We start from the raw sequence: 1,799 nt of genomic DNA, 5'->3' as shown, positions 1-1,799 counted from the left end.
GCTGCTTCTCCTTCCCCCTCCTCACAATGATTATCATTCTTGTATTTGGTGATTTTATTGCTTGGAAGTCCCTTATTGGGTGTTATTGGAAACTTACGTTCAACTATCTCTAGAATTACAGCCTTTTATTTCTGTGCTATCAAATCCACTTCCAGATCAACAGCAGGTGCAGATAGTTGTGGAGCAGTTTTGTGATGCCTGGGTTGAAAGTAGCCATCCCCAGCTTCAGCAGTTTGCAGAGTGCGATCACAATTCTTGGTTAAAGACAACAGAAAAAACATCAGCGCTGCAATTGCTCTTTCGTGCCTGTCAGGGTTTACCCATAGGCGAGATAAATATGCTACTACACCAATGTCTGGGTTTTACAGAGCAGCTTGAGGAAATCGCCCAATTAGTGCTAGAGCATAAAGTTAGCAAATTGCGGGGTCGGGGTTTAGAGTACATTGCTCAACCGGATGTACCTTCAGCCGGGGGATTAGATTTACTGGAGAAAAGGTTGGAAACTATTACCTGTCTACTTCAACCTCAAGCAAAGCAATATGGATTGAAGTTTCCCACTGGAATGCTCTTATGGGGGCCACCGGGTACTGGTAAAAGTCTTTCTGCCAAGTTAGCAGCTCAGAAAATGGGATTGCCACTGTTAGCAGCTAATTGGGGTGTACTACTGGGTGATCCTCATCCCGACAGAGCATTAAAGGAGTTTATTGCTTTGGTGACTTCTCTTGCTCCCTGTGTACTTTATTGGGATGACTTTGATAAAGGCTTTGCTGGCTGGGACTCCAATGCAGATGGAGGTGTAGCACGGCGGCTATCTGCGGCTTTACTAACTTGGATGCAAGAGCATCAAGAGCCAGTTTATACCATTGCTACTGTCAATCGCTTGTCAATGCTACCTGCGGAATTAGTTCGCCGTTTTGATGATATCTTTTTTGTGGATTTACCCCATGAAGGGGCAAGATATGAAGTTTTCAATCTACATCTAGTTAAGTATTTTCCAGCTTTTCGAGACAATAACTCACCTTGGAGTGATGATCAATGGCGTAGACTGTTGGCTGAATATCGCATTTGCAGTCCGGCAGAAATTGGTAATGCAGTCCGTCGTTGTGCTGAAGAGGCTTTTTATCAAGGTAGACCTGGGGAAATTGAGTTTGAGGATTTGCTGACACAGCGACAAGAATTCACACCAGCTATGGAGCGAGAGTCAGAACAGATACAGGCTATTCGCAATCAGGCTATTTATGCTAAACCTGTGGCTAGTCTGGATGATTCTCGATTTGCTTATCAGCACCGAGAGTTATTTGGGTGAGTCGAATGTAATTTTTGAAATTCAGCTTGTGTCGGATTTTAAAATGCCGATGGTAGAAGTATGGTTGGGATTATTGCTGGGTGGGTTTACATTAGAACAACGTGGTAATTTTTATCACAACCAAAATGTCTGGGTGAACAGCTCTCTAACTTCGACTGGTGACATCTTGGGCGCTGACTCTGAGACTACAGCATCGGCTGACCAACCTCACGGGAGCCCTATATTTCCCTTACAAATCAAAATCAAGGCTGAAGGTTTGGTCATCAGAATCCTCTGGTTTAGAGTCTGTAGATAGCTCTTTAGTCGGCTGAATAAGTTGGTTTGACTCAGTATTAATCGGGGTGAAAGCTATTTGTTGAGTAGGGAATGTACCCTTTTTGAAAGCAAAATAACAATCAATGATAAAGTAAAGCGTTTCCAGGTAACTTTTACCTAATTGCTGTGATTCGGTAAATATCCGCTCACGATAGCTATCTTTGATCCGAACTTTTTC

At 43.2% G+C, this 1,799-nt stretch carries 2 protein-coding genes; one reads left to right on the top strand and one right to left on the bottom strand.

Going from position 1 to position 1,799, the window contains the following annotated elements:
* Nucleotides 1-79 precede the first annotated feature (79 nt).
* Entirely contained in the window at nucleotides 80-1,306 is a 1,227-nt protein-coding gene (locus CDG77_RS34740; RefSeq protein WP_223270166.1) for an ATP-binding protein, read from the top strand.
* A gap of 229 nt (nucleotides 1,307-1,535) precedes the next feature.
* Here CDG77_RS34740 and CDG77_RS34730 read toward each other — a convergent pair.
* A partial coding sequence (locus CDG77_RS34730; protein WP_143857177.1) for a hypothetical protein occupies nucleotides 1,536-1,799 on the bottom strand: 264 nt, incomplete at its 5' end.

This window comes from Nostoc sp. 'Peltigera membranacea cyanobiont' 213 (assembly GCF_002245975.1).
Taxonomy (GTDB): Bacteria; Cyanobacteriota; Cyanobacteriia; order Cyanobacteriales; family Nostocaceae; genus Nostoc.
This window is presented reverse-complemented; position numbering and strand designations above follow the sequence as displayed.